Source organism: Staphylococcus schweitzeri (assembly GCF_002902405.1).
Taxonomy (GTDB): Bacteria; Bacillota; Bacilli; order Staphylococcales; family Staphylococcaceae; genus Staphylococcus; species Staphylococcus schweitzeri.
Genome location: NZ_PPQS01000039.1, coordinates 3,005 through 24,640 on the forward strand (window position 1 = coordinate 3,005; position 21,636 = coordinate 24,640).

The 21,636-nt window shown below is 31.0% G+C and carries 23 protein-coding genes and 1 pseudogene; 5 read left to right on the top strand and 19 right to left on the bottom strand.

Translation table 11 applies throughout. From position 1 onward, the window contains the following. Positions 1-183 precede the first annotated feature (183 nt). The 5 genes from srrB to CD116_RS08030 form a co-directional block, all read right to left on the bottom strand. The gene (srrB, locus tag CD116_RS08010; protein ID WP_047549276.1) at positions 184-1,935 is read right to left on the bottom strand and encodes a two-component system sensor histidine kinase SrrB; all 1,752 of its coding nucleotides are present in this window, start codon (positions 1,933-1,935) and stop codon (positions 184-186) included. After that, positions 1,916-2,641, bottom strand: coding sequence for a two-component system response regulator SrrA (gene srrA / locus CD116_RS08015; protein WP_000064078.1), 726 nt, complete (start codon positions 2,639-2,641; stop codon positions 1,916-1,918). The genes srrB and srrA overlap by 20 nt, the downstream gene beginning before the upstream one ends. Positions 2,642-2,773: 132 nt before the next feature. Further along, positions 2,774-3,511, bottom strand: a complete 738-nt coding sequence (locus CD116_RS08020; protein WP_047549272.1) for a pseudouridine synthase — start codon at positions 3,509-3,511, stop codon at positions 2,774-2,776. Next, positions 3,504-4,046: an SMC-Scp complex subunit ScpB gene (gene scpB, locus CD116_RS08025; protein ID WP_047425624.1), complete on the bottom strand. Its 543-nt coding sequence runs from the start codon at positions 4,044-4,046 to the stop codon at positions 3,504-3,506. Before scpB ends, CD116_RS08020 begins: the two co-directional genes overlap by 8 nt. Continuing rightward, complete coding sequence (locus CD116_RS08030; protein WP_047425626.1) at positions 4,039-4,770, bottom strand: segregation and condensation protein A; 732 nt, start codon at positions 4,768-4,770, stop codon at positions 4,039-4,041. Before CD116_RS08030 ends, scpB begins: the two co-directional genes overlap by 8 nt. A gap of 91 nt (positions 4,771-4,861) precedes the next feature. Here CD116_RS08030 and CD116_RS08035 point away from each other — a divergent pair, with 91 nt between their 5' ends. After that, a complete protein-coding gene (locus CD116_RS08035; RefSeq protein WP_047549269.1) occupies positions 4,862-5,368 on the top strand; it encodes a DUF309 domain-containing protein in 507 nt (168 codons plus the stop codon). Between the two features lie 74 nt (positions 5,369-5,442). Here CD116_RS08035 and xerD read toward each other — a convergent pair whose 3' ends face one another. The 3 genes from xerD to CD116_RS08050 all read right to left on the bottom strand — a co-directional run bounded on the left by xerD (position 5,443) and on the right by CD116_RS08050 (position 7,475). Further along, positions 5,443-6,330: a site-specific tyrosine recombinase XerD gene (xerD, locus tag CD116_RS08040; RefSeq protein WP_047549265.1), complete on the bottom strand. Its 888-nt coding sequence runs from the start codon at positions 6,328-6,330 to the stop codon at positions 5,443-5,445. A gap of 48 nt (positions 6,331-6,378) precedes the next feature. Continuing rightward, on the bottom strand, positions 6,379-6,828 hold the full coding sequence (fur, locus tag CD116_RS08045; RefSeq protein ID WP_000392689.1) for a ferric iron uptake transcriptional regulator: 450 nt from the start codon (positions 6,826-6,828) through the stop codon (positions 6,379-6,381). 104 nt (positions 6,829-6,932) lie between these two features. Further along, on the bottom strand, positions 6,933-7,475 hold the full coding sequence (locus CD116_RS08050) for an NUDIX hydrolase (protein WP_047549262.1): 543 nt from the start codon (positions 7,473-7,475) through the stop codon (positions 6,933-6,935). Between the two features lie 81 nt (positions 7,476-7,556). Between CD116_RS08050 and CD116_RS08055 the strand changes: the two genes are divergently transcribed. After that, complete coding sequence (locus tag CD116_RS08055) at positions 7,557-8,468, top strand: aldo/keto reductase (protein WP_047549260.1); 912 nt, start codon at positions 7,557-7,559, stop codon at positions 8,466-8,468. Positions 8,469-8,631: 163 nt separating this feature from the next. Here the strand turns inward: CD116_RS08055 and CD116_RS08060 are convergent, their stop codons facing one another. Together CD116_RS08060 and CD116_RS08065 are read right to left on the bottom strand one after the other, a co-directional pair. Continuing rightward, on the bottom strand, positions 8,632-8,880 hold the full coding sequence (locus CD116_RS08060; RefSeq protein ID WP_047549257.1) for a hypothetical protein: 249 nt from the start codon (positions 8,878-8,880) through the stop codon (positions 8,632-8,634). Between the two features lie 15 nt (positions 8,881-8,895). After that, positions 8,896-9,651 carry an SDR family NAD(P)-dependent oxidoreductase gene (locus CD116_RS08065; protein ID WP_047549254.1) on the bottom strand — a complete coding sequence of 252 codons (756 nt, stop codon included), beginning with the start codon at positions 9,649-9,651 and terminating at the stop codon, positions 8,896-8,898. A 148-nt stretch (positions 9,652-9,799) separates the two neighbouring features. Between CD116_RS08065 and proC the strand changes: the two genes are divergently transcribed. Continuing rightward, positions 9,800-10,615 (top strand): pyrroline-5-carboxylate reductase, encoded by an 816-nt coding sequence (proC, locus tag CD116_RS08070; protein WP_047425640.1) that lies wholly within the window; start codon positions 9,800-9,802, stop codon positions 10,613-10,615. 101 nt (positions 10,616-10,716) lie between these two features. Here proC and rnz read toward each other — a convergent pair whose 3' ends face one another. Beyond that, positions 10,717-11,637, bottom strand: coding sequence for a ribonuclease Z (gene rnz, locus CD116_RS08075; RefSeq protein ID WP_047549251.1), 921 nt, complete (start codon positions 11,635-11,637; stop codon positions 10,717-10,719). A 313-nt stretch (positions 11,638-11,950) separates the two neighbouring features. On the opposite strand from rnz, the gene zwf reads away from it, so the two are divergent. Continuing rightward, positions 11,951-13,435 (top strand): glucose-6-phosphate dehydrogenase, encoded by a 1,485-nt coding sequence (zwf, locus tag CD116_RS08080; RefSeq protein WP_047529386.1) that lies wholly within the window; start codon positions 11,951-11,953, stop codon positions 13,433-13,435. A gap of 229 nt (positions 13,436-13,664) precedes the next feature. Beyond that, positions 13,665-14,531: an AraC family transcriptional regulator gene (locus tag CD116_RS08085; protein WP_169929118.1), complete on the top strand. Its 867-nt coding sequence runs from the start codon at positions 13,665-13,667 to the stop codon at positions 14,529-14,531. 75 nt (positions 14,532-14,606) lie between these two features. Here the strand turns inward: CD116_RS08085 and CD116_RS08090 are convergent, their stop codons facing one another. The 8 genes and pseudogenes from CD116_RS08090 to CD116_RS08120 all read right to left on the bottom strand — a co-directional run. After that, on the bottom strand, positions 14,607-16,256 hold the full coding sequence (locus CD116_RS08090) for a glycoside hydrolase family 13 protein (RefSeq protein ID WP_047529384.1): 1,650 nt from the start codon (positions 16,254-16,256) through the stop codon (positions 14,607-14,609). A 15-nt stretch (positions 16,257-16,271) separates the two neighbouring features. Next, on the bottom strand, positions 16,272-17,291 hold the full coding sequence (locus tag CD116_RS08095) for a LacI family DNA-binding transcriptional regulator (RefSeq protein ID WP_047549248.1): 1,020 nt from the start codon (positions 17,289-17,291) through the stop codon (positions 16,272-16,274). A 40-nt stretch (positions 17,292-17,331) separates the two neighbouring features. Beyond that, positions 17,332-17,533: pseudogene (locus CD116_RS13725) on the bottom strand (hypothetical protein). Continuing rightward, a complete protein-coding gene (locus tag CD116_RS08100) occupies positions 17,472-17,843 on the bottom strand; it encodes a VOC family protein (RefSeq protein ID WP_047425653.1) in 372 nt (123 codons plus the stop codon). The pseudogene CD116_RS13725 and the gene CD116_RS08100 overlap by 62 nt, the downstream one beginning before the upstream one ends. A 132-nt stretch (positions 17,844-17,975) precedes the next feature. Continuing rightward, a complete protein-coding gene (locus tag CD116_RS08105; protein WP_047549245.1) occupies positions 17,976-18,590 on the bottom strand; it encodes a CPBP family intramembrane glutamic endopeptidase in 615 nt (204 codons plus the stop codon). Then, complete coding sequence (locus tag CD116_RS08110; protein WP_047549242.1) at positions 18,565-19,890, bottom strand: YcaO-like family protein; 1,326 nt, start codon at positions 19,888-19,890, stop codon at positions 18,565-18,567. Before CD116_RS08110 ends, CD116_RS08105 begins: the two co-directional genes overlap by 26 nt. Continuing rightward, positions 19,877-20,779 carry a bacteriocin biosynthesis cyclodehydratase gene (locus CD116_RS08115; RefSeq protein ID WP_240625115.1) on the bottom strand — a complete coding sequence of 301 codons (903 nt, stop codon included), beginning with the start codon at positions 20,777-20,779 and terminating at the stop codon, positions 19,877-19,879. Before CD116_RS08115 ends, CD116_RS08110 begins: the two co-directional genes overlap by 14 nt. Before the next feature lie 34 nt (positions 20,780-20,813). Next, the coding region (locus CD116_RS08120) for a SagB family peptide dehydrogenase (protein WP_240625118.1) at positions 20,814-21,636 on the bottom strand (823 nt) is incomplete at its 5' end.

Genomic DNA, 21,636 nt, shown 5'->3' on the forward strand with positions numbered 1-21,636 from the left:
TAACTTTATCAAACTTTATATTTTTATATAAATTAGTAATATATTTAATAGTTGTTATTCGCAAAAATCCTAATTCCCAATTCCTAATCCACTTACAAAATTACCCACTTCAATCAAAAAACGCATGCTATAAATTAGAGTCTCTAATCAATAACATGCATTCTTAAATAACTATATTCAGTTTTATTCAGGCTTTGGTAGTTTGATAATAAACGTTGTGCCTTTTCCTAATTCGCTTTTAACATCAATGGAACCACCATGCTCTTCGATAATCATTTTACAAATGAACAAACCTAAACCGGTACCTTGTTTACCTCGCGTTCTCGCTGCATCAACTTTATAAAAACGATCAAATACTTGTTGTAAATGTTCTGGTGCAATGCCTGTTCCTGTATCTTTAATGTATAAAATATCTTCGTTTTCATTTTCATCACATGTAATTGCAATTTCATCACCAGGTTTCGTATAACGTGATGCATTATCAATTAAGTTCGTTAGTACTTGATCCATTCGATCCATATCATAACTCCAAACACGCTTCTTACAATAATTAAAAGTCATATTTAGACCTAAATCATCAGCTTGTTGACGATACTTAATTTTCATCTTATCTAGTAACGCCGCAATAGGCTGAACTTCTTTATTTACAGATAAACCTTCAGCATCCATGCGAGCGACATTTAACAATTCATTAACTAAACGATTTAAACGTTTCGATTCATCAAGGACAATGGCAAGCGATTCTTTAATTTCATCCGGTTCTGTAACAATTCCATCAACAATTGATTCAGTATAACCTTGTAATAATGAAATCGGTGTACGCAATTCATGTGATACATTTGCGATGAAATCTTTCTTCATTTGATCAAGATTATGCTCATTGGTCATATCACGAATCGTTACAACAACACCGCTTTTACCACCTTGTTCAATTTTATCGATATAACTTGTTGTCACTACAAAGAATCGTGCATTCATTTCTAAATCACGCATTTCAGTTTGTTTTGATTTAAAAGTATCTTCTATTTGTCTTAATAAGAAGGCTTTTGCATCTTCATCAATATTGTCCATAATATCATTCGCCATCTTATTAGATAAAATAATTTGTCGACTCTCATTAATACCTAAGACACCTTCAACCATCGAGTTAATTAGACTGTCTCTAATATTTTTAGAAGTCGATAATGCATCAACATGCTCTTCGATTTCTGTACTCATCTGATTAAATGCTTGCGATAGTTGACCAATCTCATCTTTTGTTGTAACAGAAGGTTTATAAGAGTAGTCCCCTTCAGATACACGTGTTGCCTGATCTCTTAAACGTCTCAACGGTTTTGTAATTCTTGATGATAAGAAAAATGCAAAGACTGTTGTAACTGTTAAGAAAATGACAGCAGTTATAATTGTAATAATCGTAATAGCATTATTTGTATCTTCGATTGATTTCAAGTCTTTATATATAAAGACTCCACTATATTTGCTATGACTATTCTTCTGTGCTTTTGTTGGATAGCCTAACAAAATATATGTTTGAGATGAACCCTTTTCTTTAATCGTTACATTTCGAGTAACAGATTTACCTTTATCAAACACATCGTCAAAATGGTCGTTGTTGACTACTTCATTCAACATTTGCTTTTTAATATTAGAAAGTGAAGCCGTTGATTGACGATGTTTATTATTTATAATCATCAACCCACCAGGATTTTCAATTAATGTTTGACTATATTTTATTGCTTCTTCTTTATTATGTGATTGTTCGACCAGTGAACTTATACGTCTAGCATCTTCTCTTATGGCATTTTCGGTTTCTTGTGTGAAATAGTATTGCATAAAGGTAATTAAAGCAATACTTAATAAAATTAAAACTGTCGTCACTATTAAAATAATAGTTAACCACAGTTTAATTACGACACTATTTAGCCGGCTCATCATTAGATTTAACCTCAAATTTATACCCAACGCCCCAGACTGTTTGAATCATATGAGCAGCTTCACTAGACACACGATTTAACTTTTCTCTAAGTCGTTTAACATGAGTATCAACTGTTCTTAAATCACCATAGAATTCATAATGCCAAACTTCTTTTAATAATTGTTCACGGTCAAATACTTTATTTGGTGTTTTAGCTAAATATATTAATAATTCGTACTCTTTAGGAGTCAAATTAACTTCTTGATTATCAGCAAGTACGCGATGTGCATCATTATCAATTTCTAAATGTTTAAATTCAATCACATCACGTGCGTGAGGTTCGCTTTGTTCTACAGTTGTAGATTGCGTTCTTCTTAGAAGTGCTTTAACTCTTAAGACTACTTCTCTCGGTGAAAATGGTTTGACGATATAATCATCTGCACCAGATTCAAAACCTTCAACACGGTTTGTTTCTTCACCTTTAGCAGTCAACATAATAATCGGTGTTTGTTTATGTTCACGCAATTTAGTTGCCACCTGGATACCATCCATTTCAGGCAACATTAAATCTAGTAGTATGCAAGCATAATTATTCTCCATTGCAAGTTCATAAGCCTCTTGACCATTACTTGCTTCATGGATTTCAAAAGATTCTCTTTCTAAATACATTTTAAGTAACCTTCTGATTCTATCCTCATCATCTACGATAAGTATTTCGTTCGACATACAGGTCATACCTCCCACACATGCTTTTCTTTACAAAAGTATTATATCACAGGAAAGCGCATACAGTTATTAAAAACCTAAAATTTTGTGAAAAAATTCTCAAACTTTGTGATAAATACATATTTTATTTAATTATTTCCCATGTTCTGCTAAATGACGCATCACTTTTACTTCATGAGGCGTCAATACACGTCCTTCACCAGCATTCAAACCGACAACATTTAAAGGCCCATATTCAATACGAGACAGTTTTGTCACTTGATGACCAAAATGTTCGAACATTCTTCTGACTTGACGATTACGCCCTTCTGTAATTGTAATTTCAACCAATGTTGTGTTTTTTTCTTTATCTTGTTTCTTAACTTTCACTTCAGCCGGTTGCGTCATACCATCTTCTAATTCAATACCTTTTTCTAGCGCTTTCACTTCTTCTCTCATTAAATAACCTTTTAATTTTGCGACATATTTCTTCTTAATTTGATATCTTGGATGTGTCATTAAATTAGTAAATTCACCATCATTTGTAAGTAATAACAATCCAGAAGTATCATAGTCTAAACGACCAACAGGATAAATACGCGCTTCGATATCTTTAAAGTAATCCGTAACCACTGTACGTCCTCTATCATCTGATACACTTGTTATCACTTGAGTTGGTTTATGGAATAAAATATAAATTTTGTCTTCTAGTTCTATTTTAATACCTTCAACTTCAATCGTATCTGATGGCTTTACTTTTGTTCCTAATTCAGTGACAGTTGTACCATTTACTTTCACTTTACCTTCAGAAATCAAAGTTTCCGCCTTACGTCTTGATGTATAACCACTATTCGCTATACGCTTTTGTAATCTCTCTAATTCTTTAGTCATTATTTTCTCCTTTTTGATTGACTAGATTGCTGAAAAAAGCATCCATTTCTTCATCGTCTTCTTCAGTTGTTGGCAAATCTTCTATATTTGAAATACCAAACACATTTAAAAACAAATCCGTCGTAATTAATTGTTGGCTACGCTGTTCATTAACCACTTTAGCTTCTACAAGACCTTTTGCAATTAACGTTTTGACCGCACCATCTGAATTGATACTACGAATTAATTCAATATCACTTCTTGATAATGGTTGGTTATAAGCAATAATTGATAAAACTTCCATTGCCGCCTGTGATAATTTCATTTGTGATTTCTGCTCAATTAATTGTTCAATGTATGTTGCCGCTTCTTTTTTTGTCGTTAATACATACGTCGTACCAAATCGTTGTATCATTAGTCCATGTGATGAGTAATTGTCAATTAATTCTACAAGTTGTTCTTTCGACATTTCTAAAATGTCTAATAGTTGCTTTTCATCTAAACCTTCATCGCCAGCTGTAAATAATAGCGATTCTAATATACCATGATTATCCAAAATGGTAGTTCACTCCTCTAATAATGTTAATATCATCAAAATTACGTTGTTGCTCAATATTAATTATTCCTGCTTTCGACATTTCTAAAATAGCTAAAAAGTGAGTGACTACCTGTTCAATTGGCTCGGAAAATGTAAAAAGACTGAAGAAATTGAAATGATCTTTATCTTTCAATCTTGTTGTCACTTGTTCTGTAGCTTGTTGAATGGTAAATGTCTCTTTTCGGATTTCAACAGATTTAGGTGTATTTAAAGCAACTCTATTTTTAACTCTTTGATAAGCTACTATTAATTCTGTTAAATCAATCGTATGATTTGGATCCCAAGATTCATCTGTTTCTAAATGAGATAAATCTGTCGGTCTTTTCGTAAAATAAAAATCTCTTTCTTCTTTCATGTCATTTAAAATAGCAGTATATTCTTTATAATTTTGATATTCTATTAAACGCCCAACCAAATCTTCACGCGGGTCATCATCAACTTCCATATCAGATGTCGATTGTGGTAATAGCATCTTACTTTTAATCATTAAGAGCTCTGACGCTAATACTAGGTATTCACTTGCAATATTAATTTCAAGCTGCTTCATTGCATGTACGTACTGCATATACTGCTCAGTTAATGCTTGCATTGGAATATCATAAATATCTATTTCAAATTTTTGGATAAGATGCAGTAATAAATCTAAAGGTCCATTAAAAGCATCTAATTTAACTTCATACATAATATCTACCTCGTATTACGTCATATGTGCATAATTCTCTAAAATATTATAGCATGAAAATAACTTACTTTTAAATTGGGGTGAAAACAAAATGCAACAGGCACTCATTAATTTCTATTACCAATTTCATAAAAAGCAACATTATTTTCTTTGCCATGACATTCTTGAAGATGCTTGGAAAGCAGAAAGCAACTTTAGTAAACAAGATGCTGTTGTCAGTTTAATCTTATTTGCAACTGCTTGTTATCATTATCGCCGCAATAATTTAAAGGGCGCATATAAATCTTTTAATAAATCAAATGAAATTATTCAAAATGCTAAAGATTCAAATGTCTTAAATCTGAATATAGATGCGTTTCAAAAATTAATTGAACAACAGATTGCTATGGTTAATGAATCAAAGCCTTTTTCACCAGTAGTTTTACCAATAATTCCTGACTTTGAAAATATTATCAAGGTTAATTTTCCTGACTATGATTATAACCAAGTAACAACAACAGATTCGTTTATCGTTGATCATCATAAACTCCGGGATCGTTCAGATGTTATTAAAGCCAAACAAGAGGCAATTCAAATGAGAAAGTTTAAGCAAAATTAATTTCCAAATTAAAAAGTCACAATTACATAGACCTTATAGTCAAATGTACTGTGACTTTTAATTCAATATTCTCTTTAAGCTCTAGGATGAAATTGATTATACATTTTCCTAATTTGTGATTTTGAGACATGTGTATATAGTTGTGTTGTCGAAATATCTGAATGACCTAACATTTCTTGAACAGCTCTTAAATCTGCACCATTTTCCAATAAATGCGTCGCAAAAGAGTGACGTAATGTATGTGGTGTTAACGTCTTTTTAATATTTGCTTTTACACCGTTTTGTTTAATCATTTTCCATATTGCTTGTCGTGATAAAGGTTTCCCATGCATATTTAAAAACAAAACGTTAGTAACAGTCTTTTTTAAAAGTTGTGGTCGAATTGTTTCAATATATGTTGTTAAATATTCAATTACAGCATCACCTAAAGGTACAATTCTTTCTTTATCACCCTTACCAAATACACGTACAAATCCCATCATTAAATTAACATGGTCTAATTCTAAATGAATGAGTTCTGATACACGCATTCCAGTTGCGTATAAAATTTCTAACATCGTTCGATCTCGATAACCATTTAATTTGTTTAAATCTGGTGTTTCTAGTAATGCCAGGACTTCATCAACATTCAACACATCTGGTAATTTTTTATCGTATTTAGGCGAATCTAATAATACCGTTGGATCTTTAGCTGCATATTTTTCTCTTAAAGCAAATTGATGAAAACTTCGAATAGTAGAAATAAAACGTGCAATTGATTTAGCGGATTGCCCTTCATCAATTAAATATCCCAAACACTCTTGAATCACTTGTCTATCTATAAAGTCAATATGTGAAATATGATGCCCAGACATATAATCTTGGTATTTTTTTAAGTCCCGTCTATACGCACCAATTGTATTAGAACTTAATCCTTTTTCGATTTGTATAAAACGCAAATATTCTTCAATAATTGTCTCCATAACCGCACCTCTAAAAAAAGCGAAGGTTAATTTAACCTACGCAATTTTCTATCCTTTACCTTTCGCTTGGCATTCTTCACACACACCATGGAAAGTTAAACGATGATCTAAAATTTTGAATTTAAACTCATTTTCAACTCGATTTTCAACTTCTGGTAATAAGTCTTCGTCGATTTCATCTACACGACCACATTCCATACATACTAAATGGTGATGGAAATGTTTTGCGCCTTCTTTTCTTAAATCAAAACGAGCGACACCGTCACCAAAGTTAATTTTGTCTACTACTTTTAATTCAGCTAATAACTCTAACGTTCTGTATACTGTTGCTAAGCCAATTTCCGGTGCTTTATCTTTTACTTTTAAGTATACATCTTCAGCACTTAAATGGTCTTTTTCATTTTCAATTAAAACTCTAACAGTAGCTTCGCGTTGTGGCGTTAGCTTATACGATGATTGTTGTAATTGTTGCTTAACGCGATTTAATCGTTCTTCCAACGATGCCCACTCCCCTACTAATAATTAAAATCATTACAAATTATTTCAAACTTCACAATTAAAATTAACAGTTTTCTCATTAAAATGCAAGCTTTTCTCATTTGTTATTTAGAATGATTATAATTTAATAATAGATTCTGTAACGCTATGATTGTTTTAGCATCTTCAATTTCTTTATTTATTAACATCGATTTTATATTTTCAATTGGTACTTTTACAATTTCTACAAACTCATCCTCATCCAAATGCACTGTACCTTCCTCTAAATTATCTGTAAAAAATATTGATAATTGTTCATCGCAAAATCCAGGTGAACCATACATATCTACTACATGCGTTAATTCTTTAGCAATGTATCCTGTTTCTTCTTCTAACTCACGTTTAGCGGCTTCGAGTCTATCTTCATTATCTTCTAATTTACCTGCTGGTATTTCTAGTAATGGCTTTTCGATTGGCTTTCGAAATTGCTTTACTAAAACAACTTCTTTTTCAGGAGTCACAGCACACACAGCAACTGCACCATTATGATAAACTAGTTCCCTTGTTGAAGTTTCTCCATTCGGCAAAGTTACAGTATGAATTTCTACATCAATAATTTTACCGTTATATATGACCGTTCGATCAATTGTTTTTTCATTTAAGTCCATTATAATCACGTTCCTTTAATTTCATATTATATATTGATACACTATGCTTGTTAGTTAAAGTGTATCGAAAGGAGAACAGACATGCAAAAAAATATATTAAAAAGTGGCATTGCTTTATCTGAATTAGGTTTAGGTTGCATGAGTTTAGGTACAGATTTAAAGAAAGCAGAACAAATTATAGATTGTGCAGTTGAACATGGCATTACTTATTTTGATACAGCAGATATGTATGATAAAGGTGTTAATGAGACAGTTGTAGGAAAAGCACTTCATAAATATCAACAACGAGATGACATAATTATTGGTACAAAAGTGGGTAATCGTTTAACAAACGATGGCAGTACTACATGGGATCCAAGCAAATCTTACATTAAAGAAGCAGTTAAAGGCTCTCTAAAACGCTTAGGTATTGATCATATCGATCTTTATCAACTACATGGTGGAACTATTGATGACCCATTAGACGAAACTATTAGCGCATTTGATGAATTGAAACAAGAAGGTATTATTCGTGCTTACGGTATTTCTTCAATTCGCCCAAATGTAATTGATTATTATTTAAAACATAGTCAAATCGAAACAATTATGTCTCAATTCAATTTAATTGATAATCGTCCAGAATCATTATTAGATACAATACACAACAATGATGTAAAAGTACTTGCAAGAGGACCAGTGTTTAAAGGATTGTTAACTTCAAATAGTGTTAATGTGCTCGACAATAAATTTAAAGATGGTATCTTTAATTATTCCCATGATGAATTAGGTGAGACTATAGCTTCTATCAAAGAAATTGAAAGTAATTTGACTGCTTTAACATTTAATTACTTAAAATCACATGACGTGCTTGGTTCCATAATTGTAGGTGCAAGTAGCGTCGACCAATTAAAAGAAAATATTGAAAACTATCATTCTAAAGTTAGTTTAGATCAAATCAAAACAGCAAGAGCTCGTGTAAAAGATTTGGAATATACTAACCATTTACTACAGTAATAACTTCTGTACTAAAAAGTTATATCATTGTCTTTATACTATAGAAGTGCATTAAACAGCAGTATGTTAAATTTCATCACAAAATAAACTACTGCTGTTTTTGTATTTATACAATCCTACATGATATTCTTTCAATCGAATTACTTACAGCATCACATTTAAACTAAAACATCTTTTTATATTTTACTTCACATACCGTTTCCATATTATTTTCAATTATCTTTACACCCATTACATTATTTTGCAGCACAAGCAGGTAAAATTTTTCGCAAATATAATATAATGTACTGTCTGAAATTTGGTCTACAGAAATATCTCCTAAAATATCCAACACTGTAAATTCTTCAAATACTGATAGTTGTTCCGCATATCGTACACAAAGTCTTACCACACTCTCCGTTTGACAATTCATAGTCATCCCACCTATTTATGCTTTGTTTTTAAATAATTTAGGGAAACACCGTTCGAATAATCTTGGCGCAATTTGATATAATTTTAATGCATAATGCATCCATTTAGGTCGATTAATTTCTAATTGCTTTGTTTTAATACCAAGAATGATATCATCTGCAAGCTGATTAGCATCAAGCATAATTTTCCCCATCCTTTTAGCATACTTCATTGATGGATCGGCTTTTTGATGAAAAGGTGTATCAATTGGGCCAACATTAACCGTCATGATATGTAAGTTTGGTGACTCTAGCCTTAAAGCATTCATTAATGCATAAAATCCTGCTTTCGATGCCCCATAATGTGCAGCATTTGCTTGAGTGGAAAATGCAGCTTGACTTGAAATACCTACAATATGTGCGCTAGGCGTTAAAGACGGTCTTAACATAGTATATAAAATATTAAAACCAATTATATTAAGCTGATACGTTTCAATCATTTCTGTGATACTGTGTTCTGAAATAGATTTGAAATAACCTAAACCTGCACTATAAATGAAACCATCAAATGATGTATTGTCTTCAAATTGCAGTGCCTGTATCGACTTATTATCATTTAAGTCACAAAAAATTACATTTAATGTGTTACCTAACTCTTGTTTAAAAATCTCATTTGCCTTGTCTACATCACGCACCAGTAACGTTACTTGTACTTTATTTTCAAGTAATTTACGGACAATTGATAGACCTAATCCACTTGTTCCTCCAGTTACTATAAAATGTTGTCCTTTCATCTTCTAATCATCCTTTTTATGCAAGCAATCAAGTGAATCGCGATATATCATTTTACTGAAACGAGACAAGTTGATTATCTTCCTTATTATATATACAATAATAAGGAAATATAACACACAAATCAAAAACTAAAGGGATGTGACGTTAATGAAACTCGTATTTTATGGAGCAGGAAATATGGCACAAGCTATATTTACAGGTATTATTAACTCAAGCGACTTAGATGCAAATGATATACATTTAACAAATAAATCAAATGAACAGGCCTTAAAAGCATTTGCAGAAAAACTAGGTGTTAACTATAGTTACGATGATGCAACATTATTGAAAGATGCTGATTATGTATTTTTGGGCACAAAACCTCATGACTTTGATGCTTTAGCAACACGAATTAAACCTCATATTACTAAAGACAATTGTTTTATTTCAATTATGGCAGGTATTCCGATTGATTATATAAAACAACAATTAGACTGTAGAAATCCAGTTGCTAGAATTATGCCAAACACAAATGCACAAGTAGGTCATTCAGTTACTGGCATTAGCTTTTCAAATAATTTTGATCCTAAATCTAAAGATGAAATTAACGATTTAGTTAAAGCATTTGGTTCTGTAATTGAAGTGTCAGAAGACCATTTACATCAAGTAACTGCTATCACAGGAAGCGGTCCAGCGTTTTTATATCATGTGTTTGAGCAATATGTTAAAGCTGGTACGAAACTTGGCTTAGAAAAAGAACAAGTTGAAGAATCTATTCGTAACCTTATTATTGGAACGAGTAAGATGATTGAACGCTCAGATTTAAGTATGGCTCAACTAAGAAAGAATATTACTTCTAAAGGTGGAACTACTCAAGCTGGCCTTGATACGCTTTCTCAATATGATTTAGTGTCTATATTTGAAGATTGTTTAAATGCAGCAGTCGACCGTAGTATTGAACTTTCGAATATTGAAGACCAATAAAAACAAACCCGACGAACAAGTGTGATTCATTGAACATACTTGTATAGTCGGGTTATTTATTTGCATGAATTTGTTCTTAAGCTTTAACTTGAAAATTAAAATTAAATTTTAAAGCTATCAAAATCTTTTACAAATCTGAAATTTGGTGTATCTTCACTCTGTATTAATGTTTGATAAATTTCATTAATATCTTCCATGTTATAACGATTGCTCAAATGCGTAATAAATGTTCGTTTTACATTTGCTTCTTTTATCAACGTAAAAACATCTTCAATATGGCTATGATGATAGTTGTTGGCCAAATGCTTTTCACCATCTATATAAGTTGCTTCATGTACCATCACATCTGCATCTTGTGAAATCAATCGTTCATTAGCACATGGCTTTGTATCACCAAATATCGCAACTATTGGTCCTTGTTTAGAGACGCCTCGAAAATCTTGCGATTGATAAACTTGACCATTATGTTCAAATGTATCTTGTGATTTTACTTCTTGATACTTCGGACCCGGTTCAAGACCAATTTGCTTCAATGCTTCAACATTGATTGTGCCTGTCGTCTCTGGTGCAATAACTCTATAACCATATGAAGGTATTCCATGGTTAAGTAAATGTGCTTCTACAGTAAAACCTTCATGATGATAAGTTAAATGATCGTCGATTTCAATATATGTAATTGGATAATTTAAATGTGACTCAGATAATTTCAATGACATTTCTACATAAGCTTTAATACCTTTCGGCCCTACTAATGTTAGTGGCTTTTGTTCTCCACCTTGAAAAGAACGACTAGAAAGTAGCCCAGGCAAACCAAAGATATGGTCTCCGTGCATATGCGTTATAAAAATATGTGTCACTTTTCCTAATTTAATTGCATGATGTAAAATTTGGTGCTGTGTACCTTCACCAACGTCGAAAAGCCATATGGAATTGGAATATGGTTCTAAATTTAATGCGATTGCTTGTGTATTTCTTTCTTTAGTTGGCAAACCTGTACTCGTTCCAAAAAATGTAACTTCCATATATGCCCCTCCTTTTCTTCAATTCATTTTATCATAAAATTTGTATCAATTTAGTTTTAATTTATTCTTTAATCAAATTCTGTTAAAAATTCTATCTTACATGCTAAATTTTCAAACTTAAACGTAGACATAACTATATAAATTTTGATAATTACGTTATACTAAACATTAATAAGTATCACATTTTGAATGATACATTTAGTGATAATTCATTTTAAGTTAGCTAATTCAGTCGAGCATATTGTATGACCTACTGAATGGATTATCTTATAATAATAAATCATATATCTAATTAAGAATTGAGGTTTTAATCTTGAGTACTAAAAACAAACACATCCCATGTTTAATCACAATCTTTGGTGCAACTGGTGACTTAAGTCATCGTAAGTTGTTTCCATCAATATTCCATCTCTACCAACAAGACAATTTAGATGAACATATTGCCATCATCGGTATTGGACGTCGTGACATTACTAATGATGATTTCCGTAATCAAGTAAAATCATCAATTCAAAAGCACGTAAAAGATACACATAAAATTGACGCGTTTATGGAACATGTCTTCTATCATAGACATGATGTAAGTAACGAAGAAAGTTACCAAGAATTATTAGAATTCAGTAATGAACTTGATAGTAAATTCAAATTAAACGGCAATCGTTTATTTTACTTAGCTATGGCTCCGCAATTCTTCGGTGTCATTTCAGATTATTTAAAATCATCGGGCTTAACAGATACAAATGGTTTTAAACGTCTAGTTATTGAAAAACCATTCGGTAGTGATTTAAAATCTGCAGAAGCATTAAACAATCAAATTCGTAAGTCATTTAAAGAAGAAGAAATTTATCGTATTGACCATTACTTAGGTAAAGATATGGTTCAAAACATTGAAGTGTTACGTTTTGCAAATGCAATGTTTGAACCCCTTTGGAACAACAAGTATATTTCAAACATTCAAGTCACATCTTCTGAAATATTAGGTGTTGAAGATCGCGGTGGTTACTATGAATCTAGTGGTGCGTTAAAAGACATGGTTCAAAACCACATGCTACAAATGGTTGCTTTATTAGCTATGGAAGCTCCAATTAGTTTAAATAGTGAAGATATTCGAGCTGAAAAAGTAAAAGTACTTAAATCACTTCGTCACTTCCAATCTGAAGATGTTAAAAAGAACTTTGTACGTGGACAATATGGTGAAGGTTATATTGATGGTAAAAATGTTAAAGCATACCGTGACGAAGATCGTGTTTCAGACGATTCAAATACACCTACTTTTGTTTCAGGCAAGTTAACAATTGATAACTTCCGCTGGGCTGGTGTACCATTTTACATCCGTACTGGTAAACGAATGAAATCTAAAACGATTCAAGTTGTCGTTGAATTTAAAGAAGTACCAATGAATTTATACTACGAAACTGATAAACTATTAGACTCAAATCTATTAGTAATAAATATTCAGCCGAACGAAGGTGTTTCATTACATTTAAACGCTAAGAAAAATACACAAGGTATCGAGACTGAACCTGTTCAATTATCATATTCAATGAGCGCCCAAGATAAAATGAATACAGTTGATGCATATGAAAACCTACTGTTCGATTGTCTAAAAGGTGATGCGACTAATTTTACACATTGGGAAGAGTTAAAATCAACATGGAAGTTTGTGGATGCTATTCAAGATGAATGGAACATGGTAGACCCAGAGTTTCCTAACTATGAATCAGGCACAAATGGTCCATTAGAAAGTGATTTATTACTTGCTCGTGATGGTAATCACTGGTGGGACGATATTCAATAATTAAATTAGTACGCACATATTAAATATAAATACATGAGCGAATGACAAGCATTGATTACACTATTAGTTAATCAAAGTTTCTATCATTCGCTTTTTTTCTAGACTAGACTGAATTGGTATATTTTAAACTACACCAAACTATTTTAATATTCACCGAACAAATGGGTGTATATTTATTAGAAATAATGTAGAATAAAAATAAATGATTGAATTAATTGGAGTGAAAGTTTTGGACGTTATCAAGCAAATACAACAGGCAATTGTTTATATTGAAGATCGTTTATTAGAGCCTTTCAATTTGCAAGAATTAAGTGATTACGTTGGTCTTTCGCCATACCATCTTGATCAATCATTTAAAATGATTGTCGGCTTATCTCCAGAAGCTTATGCACGAGCACGCAAAATGACGCTCGCAGCAAATGATGTGATTCATGGCGCAACACGACTCGTTGATATCGCTAAGAAATATCACTATGCAAACTCAAATGACTTCGCTAATGATTTTAGTGATTTCCATGGCGTTTCACCTATTCAAGCTTCAACTAAAAAAGATGAATTACAAATTCAAGAGCGATTATATATCAAGTTATCAACTACTGAGAGAGCACCCTATCCATATAGATTAGAAGAGACAGATGATATTTCATTGGTTGGATATGCAAGATTTATAGACACTAAGTATTTGTCACATCCTTTTAATGTTCCGGATTTTTTAGAAGACTTGCTCATTGATGGTAAAATAAAAGAGTTACAACGATATAATGATGTCAGCCCGTTTGAATTGTTCGTTATTAGTTGTCCTCTTGAAAATGGTTTAGAAATATTTGTAGGTGTTCCAAGTGAACGTTATCCAGCACACTTAGAAAGTAGATTTTTACCTGGCAAACATTGTGCAAAATTCAATTTACAAGGTGAAATTGATTATGCCACTAATGAAGCATGGTATTACATTGAATCAAGTTTGCAGTTAACACTTCCATATGAAAGAAATGATTTATATGTAGAAGTATATCCTCTTGATATTTCATTTAATGACCCATTCACTAAAATTCAGCTTTGGATTCCTGTTAAACAGAGTCCATATAATGAAGACTAAAAATTTATAAAAAATTAAACCCCCTTATACATTTAATGAATTAACATCATTTTGTATAAGGGGTATTTTAAAATATTAATTTAGTTCCATTACACATGCTTCATACGGTCTTAGATGTTTTATATCAACGTTGCCATCATAATTATATAGTTTAACACTTGCACTACTAGTATCTAATGGTACATCAAGCTTTGCCTCTTTTTCAGTAAGATTTCCGACTATTAGTACCTTTTTATCATTGAGCGTTCTTGTATAAGCAAATACTTGTGAATTGTCGGCATCTACTAAATCGAATTGACCATAAACATAGACGTCATTAGACTTTCTTAGTTGAATTAAATCTTTATAGAACTGTAATACTGAATGCTTATCTTCTAATTGTTGTGCAACATTGATAGTTTTGTAATTCGGATTCACTGGGAACCAAGGTTCACCATTTGTAAATCCTCCATTTAACGTGTCATCCCATTGCATTGGTGTACGAGAATTATCTCGGTTCTCATCTTTATATTTCGCAAGTAAAACGTCTACATCTCCACCTTGAGCTTTCACAATTTGATAGTCATTTTTAACAGCAACATCGTTAAACGTTTCAATACTTTCAAATGGATAATTTGTCATACCAATTTCTTGTCCTTGATAAATAAATGGCGTACCTTGTTGCAAGAAATAAACTACTGCATGACTTGTTGCTGATTCATACCAATACTTGTCATCATCACCCCACGTCGATACACGTCGTGGTTGGTCATGATTTTCAATAAATAGTGCATTCCATCCTTTATTTTCAAGTTGCTTTTGCCATTTATTTAAAACAGATTTATACGCATTAACATCAAAGTGAGAATCGCCACTATTCCACAAACCTAAATGTTCAAATTGGAAAATCATATTGAATTTACCTTTTTCTTCTCCTACCCACTCTTCAGCATCATCGGTACTCACACCATTAGCTTCTCCAACAGTCATAATATCGTATTGACTTAATGAGCGATCTTTCATTTCTTGTAACCAAGTTTGTATACCTGGTTGATTCATATCCACGTCAAAAGCTGGTGCATAAGTTTTACCTTCAGGTAGAGGTAAATCACCCGCTTCAAATGTCTTTTTAATATGAGTAATCGCATCTACTCTAAACCCATCAATGCCTTTATCGAACCACCAATTCATCATTTCAAACACTGCATCTCTAACCTCAGGATTATCCCAATTTAAGTCAGGTTGCTTTTTACTGAATAAATGGAAGTAATACTGGCCTGTCTTTGCATCATATTCCCATGTTGAACCATTAAAAATACTTTCCCAGTTATTTGGTTCAGCTCCATCTTTTTTAGGGTCTTTCCAAATATACCAATCTCGTTTGGGGTTATCTTTACTTGATCTAGATTCGATAAACCAAGGGTGTTCATCAGATGTATGATTCACAACTAAATCTAAAATAAGCTTCATGCCTCTATCATGAACACCTTTTAACAATTGATTGAAATCTTCCATGGTACCAAATTCATCCATAATTTCTTTATAATCACTAATATCATAGCCATTGTCATCATTTGGTGACTTAAACATAGGGCTTAACCATATCACATCAATGCCTAAGTCTTTTAAGTAATCTAATTTATCAATCATTCCTGGTAAATCCCCAATACCATCATGATTACTATCATTAAAACTTCTTGGATATACTTGATATGCTACTGCTTCTTTCCACCATTGCTTATTCATTTTAAAACTCCTTTGCTATCGTTGTGTAGATTTTCTGATTACTAATTCAGTATCAATAATTACCAATTCAATCACATTTTGCTCTCTCTTATTTAAAATTTTTAAAATTGCATTCCCAGCTTGTTGTCCCAATAATCTAGGTTTAATATCGATACATGTTTGAGGGGGCGATGCTATTTCTGTTAAATAAGAATCATTAAATGTAGCAGTCAAAATATCATTGGGTATTTCAATGTTTAATTCATAAAGCACACTTAAAATGGCTAAATGTAGCATGGCATCTAATGAAATGATTGCTTGTTTAATATTTGGGTCTTTCAATCTTGCTTGTTGTCCTTGTATAAAATTTAAAATAGATTTCCTTTCGCTATTCGTTTCAATGATTTGATAATTAATATTATGTTGAGATACTATCTTTTCAAAACCTTTAATTCTATCTTTAGAAACTTCAAAATTCCCTTTTTCAGTAATGAATAATATTTCATCAACACCTTGATTAATAACATGTTGTGTTAAATTTTCAGATGCTAAAACATTATTATTATCAATATGTGTAAATTTATAGTCTGAATCTGATGTAGGCTTTCCAATTACAATAAATGGCATATTTTCTTCCATTAACATTTGTTTAATTGGATCATCATTTTTTGAATAAAGTAAAATAAACGCATCCACCATGCGCTGTTTCATCATTTTAAATACTTCTTCTTTCAAATCGTCCATATTATTCGATACTGTTGTTTGGGTTCCATAACCATGCTGGTTACATTCTTCAGAAATTCCTAGCAATACATTGATATAGAATGGATTCAGTCGAATAGGCTCCTCAGAACCTTTTAAAACCAACCCAATTTTATAAGTTTGATTTGTGATTAAAGTTCTAGCTGCAGTATTCGGAAAATAATTCAATTCTTCCATAACTTTCTTAACTTTAGAAATTGTTGCTTCGCTAATACGTTGATTTCCTTTTATAACTCTTGAAACTGTCGAAGGAGAAACACCCGCTTTTTTTGCAACATCTTTAATTGTAGTCAATTAATCACCTCCTGCTTATCTCTTGTGCCAGAAAACGCTTTCAATACGTGTATAATATTAGTGTAGTCACACTTTCTAAAAAAGTCAAAACATTTGTGCAAACGATTGCATAAAACGATAAAAATAAAACCTTCACACTGAAATTCAATCCGAAAATCAATATAAAGGCTATTTATATATTTAGTCACTAACAGCGAAATAGTTTCCTTGGCCATCTTGGAAATTAAATACACGTTGACCATTCATTTCTACTATATCGTGTCCAGTTAAACCTAAGTCTTTTAATTTTGAGTATAATGCATCAAAGTTTTTCTCTTTAAACATTAAAGATGGCGTTCCTAAGTTCACTTCAGGACTATACTTTTCAATAAATTCTTTTGCCATAATCGTTAATGACGTTTCAGCATCCTTTGTAGGCGATACTTCAACTGCAATATAGTCCTCAGCCAACGGTGTTTCACTTACAACAACAAACTCTAATGTTTCAGTCCAAAATGCTTTCGCTTTGTCAACATCATCAACATATAACATAACTTGATTTAACTTTTCCATAAGTTAATACCTCTATTTCTCTATAATACATGCTATCATAACATATAAATTATACATTTACTTCAATCAATGTTTTTAAAATGTGGTGGAATACTTTTAAACGATCATTTTTGGTCAATTTTTTAATTTCTTTTATTTTGTTATTATAGTATAATTTAGTTTCTTCATTTGGCTACTAAATACTAATATATTAAAAATCATATGAACAATTATATTGATAAAAACATCTCTAAAATACAAATAAATCAGTGCTTGCATTGTAGCAAAAAAGATTTTTACTATAGAAGACTTTCCTTGATATAGTAAATGAGCGAACACAAAGGTTAGTACTGATAAGATGATGTACTGAATAAAATGATAATGATATATCAAGCTGAAATTATACAAGAAGTAACGGAAATTTAATTCTTCTAGTATTGGATATGCTATTAACACACTTAAAATAAATTTGCTGTTTTTATTATAAAAGTCGAACAAATTTTTGTTAAACAGTAATGATTTTTCTGTAATATAAATAATTACTGGTGTAATGATAATAACAGATACACTTAAGTAAATATTTGTATTACTTAAAAATAAACACGTATCTATTAACAGTATGATAATAAGTACCAAAATGTACTTATGAAATTCAGTTATGTATTTAAAATACGCTACTTTTCTAATGCAAATAAGCAATATACCTGGGAAGCAAGTTAGAAAAAACATTAAACCAATCAGACTATGCCAAAGGATGTGGAATATCATTTATTATTCCCCCTATTTCTTTATATCTTGGATGCAGATAAGGTGGATATGATGGTAGAGCTATCGTCAATAATTCAGGTATAAATGTTCTAACGACAACTAAATTTTTATTGTAAAATTCCACAGGCGTAATATCTAAATAACACGCATAATAACTTAAATGTTTTAACTCATTGATGATCTCATGTAAATTTTTGGCATTTTTAATATTTTGTAAGGTGTTTTTTCTTTTCTGCATATTAAAATTCAAACCATATTTAGCATAATACATAACATTATCATCTAAATTATCAATAGGATGATTTTTAATATTTTCTGAGATGTTCTTAAAATGCGTAGTATTATTCCAAACCTCAGTCATTGCATACTCTAACACTGTAACACATTCTAATAAGCTTCTATAGATACACTGCTCTAAGTTCATATCACCTTGAACCCCAACGACATATTTAGGCAAACTTAAATCTTTAGCTTTAGATTTAACCTCACAGACAACAACATGAATAGGCTTATCAAAGCTAATATCAGTGAAGTATACATCAAAATTATCAAGAAATTTGTGCACAATGCTTTCCCGTTTAAACCATTCATTTAGTTTTTCAGCAATATTTACAGAAATCGTCTTTCCTTCAATGCCTCCGTACCACCACAAATTATATGAATCTATTTGTAAAATCTCAATAATAGAATTGGTTAAACTTTTCTCAAATGTTTCATGACTAGCTGTACCGGTCGAAACACCACTATTCGTAAACTGCTTTTCATCTTTAAATATCGTTTTATCAAATAGAACAAGCATTTGTAAAGGTATTAAAACATCATGGTCTGGGTGATATAGAGATTTAAGTGGAATCCATTGAATGACATCATCCTCACAAATATAATGTTCGGAGTCTTTTTCCTCAAAATATATATTGATTAAAGTTAAAGGTAATATTAAGCTATTTGAATTTTTTAGTTGTTCTGAAATTTGTGCATGAGACGCATAAATGATTTTTCTTTTTAAATTTTGATACAACAGCGTAAAAGCATATCTTTCTGTACTTTCTCCTAAGAAGGACGCTAGTGCTTCATTATAATGAATGCCGTAACCACTTAAATGATAATTCACTTTGAAATCTTCACTTAAGAAGTTTTTTTCAAAATTATTAAATTGAGCTGTGACATAATGATAATTCATAATAGGATATGAATTTAAACCTAAGAAAAAGCTGTTATCTTTCCAAATACCCGCTACATTTCCGCCTAATAAGTTTTGTCTATACAGATTATAATTCAAATTATTTTTAAAGGTTATCATTTTCTAACACCCTTTTTAAAATATTAGCTGACTTTATATTTTGCTCTTTAAACAAAACATTATTTATCGTCGAACATGTCGAACAAGTAGACTGTCGCTTATTGAAATTAAAGTTGTATTCATATGTGGGTAAATAAAAATGAAGTACATTTCCTAATAGTGTTGAATCCCCGTAAATTTCTATATTATTTATTTCATTTATCATTATACTTAATATATAACTGTATAATTTGAGACTGTATATATCTTGATTTTGCGCATCCGGTACAAAATAATTTTCTATCTTACCAGGAAACTTAGAAACTAATTGTCGTTCTAAACATTCATAACACCCCGTCTCTCCATGATGAATATTTGTGAAAAATACATTTTCATTATCATAAAAAGCAAGTGTATAAGTCATATCCAACAAGTTTGATAAAAAGTTAAACGCTTTAATAAAAGGTTGATTGGCGTATGATAAAATAACAAAAACATTCATATCTGCTAACTTTGATTGCTGTTTTTTTACAACTTTATTAATAGATAAATTACTTTTTTGATTATTCAAGGTTTCAATTTCATCTCTTTCTAGAACTTCATTAAACTCATATATTTCATCAACTTGATTGAGATGGTCTTTAAAAAATGCTTTGGCTGACTTGTCTGTAATAATACAAATTTTATTAAAAGTATCGATTTTTTTATGTATTAAATTCAATTGCGTTAGTTTATTAAAATCGTCTATAACATCGTCATTTTCATTTAATTCTAATTGATTTTCAGCAATTAACGTTTTGAATTTGACTATAAAATTTTTACTGCTTTCTTCTTTATCTATAGCTATTGAATGTTGATGTAAATATCCTTTTTTTAATATATACTCACTATTGTTTTCTTCGACAAACAAATCTTTAGGTTTAATAAACGTTTTCATTGCTTAACTATTCCTTCCCACATATATTCGTAAATAGTATATGTTCATTAACATGATCTAGTTCAAGTAATTTTTCTATATTGTTTTTCTTAAAGCCAGCTATTGGGCATCCTGTATAGCCTAATGATGTAATGACTAAATCAAAATTATGTGACATACAACCGATTTCTATCAAACTATTTAATAACGCCAATTCGCCGTATTTCAAAAAACTAGAGTTAAAATTATAGCCAAAAAAGACTAAGAAATTACAATTTTCGATATCTATATTATTACCTTCTAAAAAGTCATCTGTGTTTATGTCCTTATGAGCCACAATTTTTAATAATGAGTGACTTATCGGTTGGTATAGATAAATGCCTTTATCATAATCTTCTACATTGTTGATATAAAGATATATATCAATTGGATATAACCCACCTGCCGATGCATAGAATCGTGTACTTGTATTTATATCCTCATATTCCACTTTTCTAGGTGCTATCCCAAAAGAAAATTTAAGTATTGTTGACAATTCTTTACAAGCCATTACAAAAGATGTAAATTTCCTTGTACTTTTTCTGTGATTTAAAACATTATAAAAAGATTCTTTTATTTTTTTATCACTTTTAGGAAGTGATTTTGTATCTTTATCATTAATTTCATTCAATATTTGATGCTCATTAACTAAAGCTGCATAATTGGATTCATTATAAGCTAACATGCTTTTGAAGTCGCTAAGTCTCTGATGATTTACATTTAACAAGTACTTTAAAGATTCTGATTCTTGATTTCCTAAAATAATTTGAGCAAAATTATTTCGATTATCATTATTTGCAATATTATCGTCA